Source organism: Kitasatospora sp. NPDC059088, from assembly GCF_042738155.1.
GTDB lineage: Bacteria > Actinomycetota > Actinomycetes > Streptomycetales > Streptomycetaceae > Kitasatospora.
Map to the genome: position 1 here is coordinate 5,148 of NZ_JBHYGR010000246.1, position 423 is coordinate 5,570.

1 pseudogene is annotated in these 423 nt (G+C 84.2%); it reads left to right on the forward strand.

From position 1 onward, the window contains the following. Window positions 1-305 (forward strand): annotated as a pseudogene (locus ACFWXO_RS44655) (heavy metal translocating P-type ATPase); the annotation flags it as partial. Window positions 306-423 lie beyond the last annotated feature (118 nt).

The following is a 423-nucleotide window of genomic DNA, read 5'->3' on the forward strand; positions in this document are numbered from 1 at the left end:
CCGAGCACCCCCGGCCCGAGGGGGGGCGGGCTCTGCGCACCGGCACCGCCGCCCAGAGCGCGGGCGCCCCCCCCCCCCCGCCCGGCCGCCCCCCCCCCCCCCCCCCCGACGCCGTCCGGCTCGGCCGCCGGACCCTCGCCACCATCCGGGGCAACCTCTGCTGGGCCTTCGGCTACAACGTCGCGGCGATCCCGCTGGCCGCCGCCGGACTGCTGAACCCGATGATCGCCGGGGCCGCGATGGCCTTCTCCTCGCTCTTCGTGGTCGGCAACAGCCTCCGGCTGCGCCGCTTCCGGGCCGCCTGAGCCCGGCCGGACGGCCCGAGGGGGGGGGGGGCGGGCCGCGCCGCGGCCCCCCGCCCGCGCCGCCCCCCCCCCCGCCCCGCGGCCGACACCCCCCGCACCAGCCCCCCCCGGGGCGGCG